We start from the raw sequence: 7,334 nt of genomic DNA on the forward strand, positions 1-7,334 counted from the left end.
ACCAGTGGGGCGGTGGCATGACGACGGCAGTGGCGGGCGGACTCTCGGCGGAGCTGCGGGGGTTCCGGGAGGTCCAGCGTCTCGCGTACGACTGCGCGGAAGCGGTCGCCGCGCAGCTGAGGCCGGGTGTGACCGAGCGTGAGGCGGCGCGCATGCAGCGCGACTGGCTGCGCGAGCGCGGGGTGCGTGACTGGTTCCACCTGCCCTTCGCCTGGTTCGGGGACCGCACGGCGTTCGTCAACTTCCGTGTCCCGCTGCAGTTCTTCCCCACCGGCCGGCGGCTGGAGCCGGGGATGCCGTTCATCCTCGACCTGGCCCCGGTCCACCGCGGCTTCACGGCGGACGTCGGCTACTCCGGCTCGCTGGGCCTCAACCCCTTGCAGGACCGGCTGCTCGCCGACCTGGAGGCGCACCGCGAGCTGATCCTGCGCGAGGTCCGCGAGCGCAGACCGCTGCGCGCGATCTATGAGGACGTGGACCGGCTCATGGTCCGCCAGGGATACGCGAACCGGCACCGCGCCTACCCCTTCGGGGTGATCGCCCACAAGGTCGACCGGGTGAAGGAGCGCCCTTGGGCGCCCCGCCTGTTCGGGTTCGGCACGCAGTCCCTGAAGGGGCTGGCGGGCGACGCGCTCCACGGGCACCGCGACGGCTGGTCGCCGCTGTGGTCGCCGTACCGGTTCTCCGACCATCCGCCCCGGCCGGGGCTGTGGGCGGTCGAACCGCACCTCGGATTCCGGGGTACGGGTGCGAAGTTCGAGGAGATCCTGGTCGTCACCGACTCCCGGGATCCGGAGCAGAGCGCCTTCTGGCTGGACGACGATCTGCCGCACGTGCGGCGCTGGGCGGAGGAGAAGTGAGTCTCGACGGAGCGCGCGAGCGCCGGGTGCGGACGGGCGGGATCGAACTGTGCGTCGCCGAGCTGGGCGACCCGGCACAGCCCACGGTGGTGCTCGTGCACGGCTACCCGGACTCCAAGGAGGTGTGGTCCGAGGTCGCGTCGCGCCTCGCCGAGCGTTTTCACGTCGTGCTGTACGACGTCCGCGGACACGGCGCGTCGACGGCACCGCGCCCGCTGCGGGGCGGATTCACCCTGGAGAAGCTGACGGACGACTTCCTGGCGGTCGTGGACGCGGTCAGCCCGGACCGGCCGGTGCACCTGGTGGGGCACGACTGGGGTTCGGTGCAGTCCTGGGAGTTCGTCACGGTCGCGCGCACGGAGGGCCGGATCGCCTCCTTCACCTCGATGTCGGGGCCGTCCCTGGACCACTTCGGGCACTGGATCAAGCGGCGGGTCAAGCGCCCCACTCCGCGCAGGGTGGGTCAACTCCTCGGCCAGGGCGCGAAGTCCTGGTACGTGTACCTGCTGCACACCCCCGCGCTGCCCGAGCTCGCCTGGCGCGGCCCCCTGGGCAAGCGGTGGCCGGAGATCCTGCGGCGCGTCGAGAACGTGCCCCCGGGCGACTACCCGACCCCGTCGCTGCCGACGGACGCGGCGCACGGCGCGTGGCTCTACCGCGACAACGTCCGGGCCCGGCTGAGCCGGCCGCGGCCGGACGCCTACGCGCACGCGCCGGTGCAGCTCATCACGCCGCTGGGGGACGCGTTCCTCTCCGAGCGGCTCTACGACGAGCTGGAGCGGTGGGCCCCGGAGCTGGTGCGCCGCACGCTCTCGGCCAAGCACTGGATTCCGCGGACCCGGCCCGATCAGGTGGCCGCCTGGATCACGGAGTTCGTGCACACCAACGAGGACGGTGTACCCGTGCGGGACTCCGTGGCCACCGGCAGGTACGCGGAGCGCTTCGGCGGACAGCTGGTGCTGGTCACCGGTGCGGGCAGCGGCATCGGCCGGGCCACCGCGTTCGCGTTCGCCGAGGCCGGCGCACGCGTGGTGGCCGTCGACCGGGACGCCGAGGGCGCCGCGCGCACGGCCGAGATGTCCCGGCTGATCGGTTCCCCGGACGCCTGGGCGGAGACGGTCGACGTCTCGGACGAGCAGGCCATGGAGAAGCTCGCCGAGAAGGTCGCCCGCGAGTACGGCGTGGTGGACGTGCTGGTGAACAACGCCGGGATCGGACTGTCGGGGTCCTTCTTCGACACGACCCCGGAGGACTGGAAGAGGGTCCTCGACGCCAACCTGTGGGGCGTCATCCACGGCTGCCGGCTCTTCGGGAGGCAGATGACCGAGCGCGGCCAGGGCGGTCACATCGTCAACACCGCGTCGGCGGCGGCCTATCAGCCCTCGAAGGCACTGCCCGCCTACAGCACCTCCAAGGCAGCCGTGCTGATGCTCAGCGAGTGCCTGCGCGCGGAGCTGGCCGGCCAGGGCATCGGGGTCTCCGCGATCTGCCCCGGCTTCGTCAACACGAACATCACCTCGACCGCGCACTTCGCCGGGGTCGACGCCACCGAGGAGAAGCGCCGGCAGAGGAGGGCGGCGCGGCTCTACGGACTGCGCAACTACCCGCCGGAGAAGGTGGCCGACGCGATCCTGCGCGCGGTCGTCCGCAACCAGGCGGTCGTGCCCGTCACCCCGGAGGCGCGCGGCGCCCGTCTGATGGCGCGGTTCACGCCGAGGGCGCTGCGCGCGGTCGCCCGGATGGAACCACCGCTGTGAGCGGGCGGCACCCGATCACCCCGCGCCGGGTCTCCTTCGACTGGGAGCGGACCCCGTTGCACTGGATACCGGACGAGCCGACCGCCACCCACGTCATCAACGTGCTGCACCTGCTGCTGCCGGCTGGGGAGCGGTGGTTCGTGAAGGTCCTCAAGGAGGCGCTGCCGCTGATCGGGGACCCCGAACTCCTGCGGGACGTGAAGGGGTTCATGGGGCAGGAGGCGACGCACAGTGTGCAGCACGCGTACGTCCTCGACCACCTGGCGGCCCAGCACCTCGACACGGGCGACTTCACCCGGCACGTCGACTTCCTCTTCGAGAAGGTGCTCGGTGAGCGCCCGCCCCTGGGTGTGCCGCTGCCGGACCGGGAGTGGCTGCGCCTGCGGCTGTCGGTGGTGGCCGCGATCGAGCAGTTCACGGCGGTGCTCGGTGACTGGGTGCTGGCCGCCGAGGGGCTGGACCGGGCCGGGTCCGACGAGGTCATGCTCGACCTGCTGCGCTGGCACGGCGCGGAGGAGGTGGAGCACCGCGCGGTGGCCTTCGACCTGTACCGGCACTGCGGTGGCGAGGGCCTGCCCCGGTACGCCCGCCGGGTCGCGGGCATGGCCGTCACGGCGCCGATGATGCTCTACCTCTGGGTGTGGGGCGCCGCCCATCTGCTGCGTCACGACCCGCAGCTCGCCGGGCGGGTGCGGTATTCGCTCGTGGCCCACAACAGGGCGGTGCGCAAGGGCTTGTTGCCCACCTGGAAGGAGCTCGGCGCGGCCGTACCCCGCTATCTGCGGCGGTCGTACCATCCCTCGCAGGAGGGCTCGCTGCGCGGGGCCGTCGAGTATCTGGCGCAGTCGCCCGCGGCGCGGGCGGCGGCCGGGGCGATCGGGCGCGCGGCTGTCTCGTGACGGCCCGGAGGCCGGAAAGGCAGGGAGCGGTGAGCGACGAGCCGGCCGGTGCCGTGTACCGCATCGAGGACCTGGCGCACCTCAGCGGCGCCACGGTCCGGACGATCCGCGCCTATCAGGACCGCGGGCTGCTCCCCCGCCCCGAGCGGCGGGGCCGCGCCAACGTGTACGGGGACGCGCATCTGGCCCGGTTGCGGCAGATCGCCGACCTTCTGGACCGCGGTTACACGCTGGCCTCCATCAAGGAGCTCCTGGAGGCGTGGGACACGGGCCGGGGCCTGGGCGGGGTCCTCGGGCTGGTCGCGGAGGTCGACGGGCCGTGGACCGACGAGCGGCCGGTACGGATCTCACGGGCCGAGCTGGACGAGCGCTTCGGAGGGAGTCCGGACGACGCGGCGGTGGCGGACGCCGTGGAACTGGGTGTGCTGGAGCCGTTGCCCGGAAGCGAGGACCTCTTCCTCGTACCGAGCCCCCAAGAGCTCGCCGTGGCGGTCGAGTTGTACGCGGCGGGTGTCCCGCTGTCCGCGATCTCCGGTCATCTGCGGGAGTTGAGGGTCAAGGTCGAGCACATCGCCGCGCGTTTCCTGGAGTTCACGACCGAGCACGTCTTCGCGCGCTATCTCGGCGAACATCCGCCGAGCGACGCCGATGCGGCGGAGGCGGCCTCGCTCGTACGCCGGCTGCGGCCGCTCGCCCAGCAGACGGTGGACGCCGAACTCGCCCGGGCCATGCGCTTGTTCGCCACCCGGCACCTGCGCGTGCGGCTGGGTCCGGAGGGGGCCCGTGAGCTGCGGGAGGAGACGTGGCCCGTGGAGATACCGGTCGGCACAACGCGGGCTGTGGAGCGTCTGGTTGGCGCGGAGCAGGTCGCGGCCTTCGTCGCGGCGGCGGCCGAACGCGAGCTGCAGGCACGGACCTTGGACCGACTCACTGCAAATCATCCCACAAGCAACCTTATTGATGAAAAGCCGTGATGCGTAACTGAGTTGTCCACAGAATCTCCAATTCGCCTGTGGATAACCACACTTGGCTGTGGATCAAACCTCCGAACCAAAATCAAATGCGTGATCAGCGTCTCGCCAGGCACCCTGGTCGGATGAACGAAGAGATGAAGGTAGGAATGGATGAAAGACGCACCGTGAAGGTGTCGAAGTACCTCTCGAAGCATCTGCGGCACCAGCCCGAGCGGATCGGGCTCACGCTCGGCGAGGGAGGCTGGGTCGAGATCGACACCCTGATCACGGCGGCCGCGACGCACGGATTCCGGTTCACCCGCGCGGAGCTCGACCACGTGGTGGACACGAACGACAAACGGCGCTTCGCCGTGGAGGGCACCCGCATCCGCGCCAGCCAGGGCCACTCCGTCGAGGTCGATCTCGGCCTGCCCGCGGCGGCCCCGCCGGCGCACCTCTACCACGGGACCGTGGCACGCAACCTGGACGCGATCCGCGCCGAGGGCCTGCGGCCCATGAACCGGCACGACGTGCACCTGTCGTCGGACCGGGAGACCGCCACCCGGGTCGGCGCCCGCCGCGGGCGGCCGGTCGTGCTCGGCGTGGACGCCGGCGCCATGCACCGCGACGGCCATGTCTTCCGGGTCAGCGCCAACGGCGTATGGCTCACCGAGGCCGTGCCCCCGGCCTATCTGCGGTTCCCCGGCCCGCACTGACCAGGGGCCGGCCACGGAGTGATCACGCGATGGCCGCCACCACGCCGCGGCTCCGCTTACGCTCGATGCATGAGTCTGCGTCTGAGCACCGTGATCCTGCCCCACCTCCGCTGGCACGAGGGTGGGCGTGCCGCCTGGCAGCGTGCCGAGCAGCTCGGCTTCGACACGGCGTTCACCTACGACCACCTCTCCTGGCGGACCTTCCGGGACGGCCCCTGGTTCGGAGCCGTGCCGACGCTCACCGCCGCGGCCGCCGCCACCGACCGCCTCCGGCTGGGCACGCTCGTGACCTCGCCGAACTTCCGGCACCCGGTCACCCTCGCCAAGGAACTGATCTCCCTCGACGACATCTCGGCCGGCCGGGTCACCCTGGGCATCGGCGCGGGCGGCACCGGCTTCGACGCCACCGCGCTCGGCCAGGAGCCCTGGACCCCGCGCGAGCGCGCCGACCGCCTCGCCGAGTTCGTACCGCTGCTCGACCGTCTCCTCACCGAGGACTCCGTCACGTCCGAGGGCGCCTTCTACTCCGCGCACGAGGCCCGCAACATCCCCGGCTGCGTCCAGCGCCCCCGGCTGCCCTTCGCGGTGGCCGCCACCGGTCCGCGCGGGCTGAAGCTCGCCGCCCGGTACGGACAGGCCTGGGTGACGACCGGAGACCCGAAGCTGTACGAGACGGGGACCCCCGAACAGTCGGTTCAGGCCATTCGTGGACAGGCCGGAAAGCTGGCGGACGCCTGTGCCGCGATCGGCCGTGACGCGGCCGAGCTCGACAAGATCCTCCTCACCGGCTTCACCCCCGACCGCGGCCGTCCGCTGGAGTCCCTCGACGCGTTCGTCGACTTCGCGGGCCGCCACGCCGAGCTCGGCATCACCGACATCGTGATCCACTGGCCCATCCCCGACTCGGACTTCGCGGCCGACGAGAAGGTCTTCGAACGCATCGCCATGGAGGCACCGGCGCAGCTGCGCTGAGAGCCCGCGGCTGCGGGCTGTGACGGTCCTGGTGAGAGCGGTAACCACTCACCTGTGCGGACCCCCGCACGGCCGTGCGGGCATATGCGCCAGAATGGCGCGGTGACCTCAGCGACTCGACAGCCCGAGCCACCGGCCCCCCGCGCCTCCCGCACGGTCTCGGCCGCGCACGAACAAGGAGGTACTCCCATCGTCCCGCCCCGCCTGATCGCCACCGACCTCGACGGCACCCTGCTGCGCGACGACAAGTCGGTGTCCGAGCGCACGGTCGCCGCCCTCGCCGCCGCCGAGGAGGCCGGTATCGAGGTCTTCTTCGTCACCGGCCGCCCGGCCCGCTGGATGGACGTCGTCAGCGACCACGTGCACGGTCACGGCCTGGCGATCTGCGGCAACGGCGCCGCCGTGGTCGACCTGCACGGCGGTCCCGGTGCCCACCGGTTCGTCAAGGTGCGCGAACTCGCGCGGGAGAACGCTCTCGACGCCGTACGGCTGGTGCGGGAGGCCGCGCCGGGCACGGTGTTCGCCGTGGAACAGACCTACGGCTTCTACCAGGAGCCCGCGTACCCCAAGATGCACCTGGAGCTGCCGGACGCCCTCGGGCCCGCCGAGAAGCTGCTGGCACCGGATGCTCCCGGCGCCGGTGAGCCGGTGCTCAAGATCCTCGCCTTCCATCACGAGCTCGACCCCGACGCCTTCCTCACCGTGGCACGCCGCGCCGTCGGCGACCGTGCCACCGTCACCCGCTCCAGCCCCAGTGCGCTGCTGGAGATCAGTGGCCCCGACGTCTCCAAGGCCAGCACGCTCGCGCTGTGCTGCGCCGAACGCGGTATCGCGCCGCACGAGGTCGTCGCCTTCGGGGACATGCCGAACGACGTCGAGATGCTCACCTGGGCCGGCACGTCGTACGCCATGGGCAACGCCCACCCCGACGTGATCGCCGCGGCCTCCGGCCGTACGGTCGCCAACAACGAGGACGGGGTGGCGGTCGTCATCGAGCGGATCATCGCCGACCGGCTCTAGCACCCGATCGCAGAAACGATTCGAGCAGGCATCACGGTCCAGGGGGGGGGGGGGGCCCCCCCCCCCCCCCCCCCCCCCCGGGGGGGGGGGGGGGGGCGCGCCCCCCCCCCCGGGGGGGCACGCGAGTCAGAGGATTGTGGAGGGGGCGCGCCGCAGA

General features: G+C 72.0%; 7 protein-coding genes. All 7 read left to right on the forward strand.

The window, feature by feature from the left end; genetic code table 11:
* Positions 1-17 precede the first annotated feature (17 nt).
* Positions 18-860 (forward strand): M24 family metallopeptidase, encoded by an 843-nt coding sequence (locus ACFV2J_RS07350; protein ID WP_385083869.1) that lies wholly within the window; start codon positions 18-20, stop codon positions 858-860.
* Entirely contained in the window at positions 857-2,617 is a 1,761-nt protein-coding gene (locus ACFV2J_RS07355) for an SDR family oxidoreductase (RefSeq protein WP_385083870.1), read from the forward strand. Before ACFV2J_RS07350 ends, ACFV2J_RS07355 begins: the two co-directional genes overlap by 4 nt.
* On the forward strand, positions 2,614-3,516 hold the full coding sequence (locus ACFV2J_RS07360; RefSeq protein WP_385083871.1) for a metal-dependent hydrolase: 903 nt from the start codon (positions 2,614-2,616) through the stop codon (positions 3,514-3,516). Before ACFV2J_RS07355 ends, ACFV2J_RS07360 begins: the two co-directional genes overlap by 4 nt.
* A gap of 29 nt (positions 3,517-3,545) precedes the next feature.
* Positions 3,546-4,490, forward strand: coding sequence for a MerR family transcriptional regulator (locus tag ACFV2J_RS07365; protein ID WP_385437656.1), 945 nt, complete (start codon positions 3,546-3,548; stop codon positions 4,488-4,490).
* Positions 4,491-4,636: 146 nt separating this feature from the next.
* Positions 4,637-5,185 carry an RNA 2'-phosphotransferase gene (locus ACFV2J_RS07370; protein WP_385083873.1) on the forward strand — a complete coding sequence of 183 codons (549 nt, stop codon included), beginning with the start codon at positions 4,637-4,639 and terminating at the stop codon, positions 5,183-5,185.
* Positions 5,186-5,254: 69 nt separating this feature from the next.
* A complete protein-coding gene (locus ACFV2J_RS07375) occupies positions 5,255-6,157 on the forward strand; it encodes an LLM class flavin-dependent oxidoreductase (protein WP_385083874.1) in 903 nt (300 codons plus the stop codon).
* Between the two features lie 102 nt (positions 6,158-6,259).
* A complete protein-coding gene (locus ACFV2J_RS07380; RefSeq protein ID WP_385083875.1) occupies positions 6,260-7,177 on the forward strand; it encodes an HAD hydrolase family protein in 918 nt (305 codons plus the stop codon).
* The last annotated feature ends 157 nt before the right edge of the window (positions 7,178-7,334 follow it).

It is taken from the genome of Streptomyces sp. NPDC059668 (assembly GCF_042734135.1).
Taxonomy (GTDB): Bacteria; Actinomycetota; Actinomycetes; order Streptomycetales; family Streptomycetaceae; genus Streptomyces.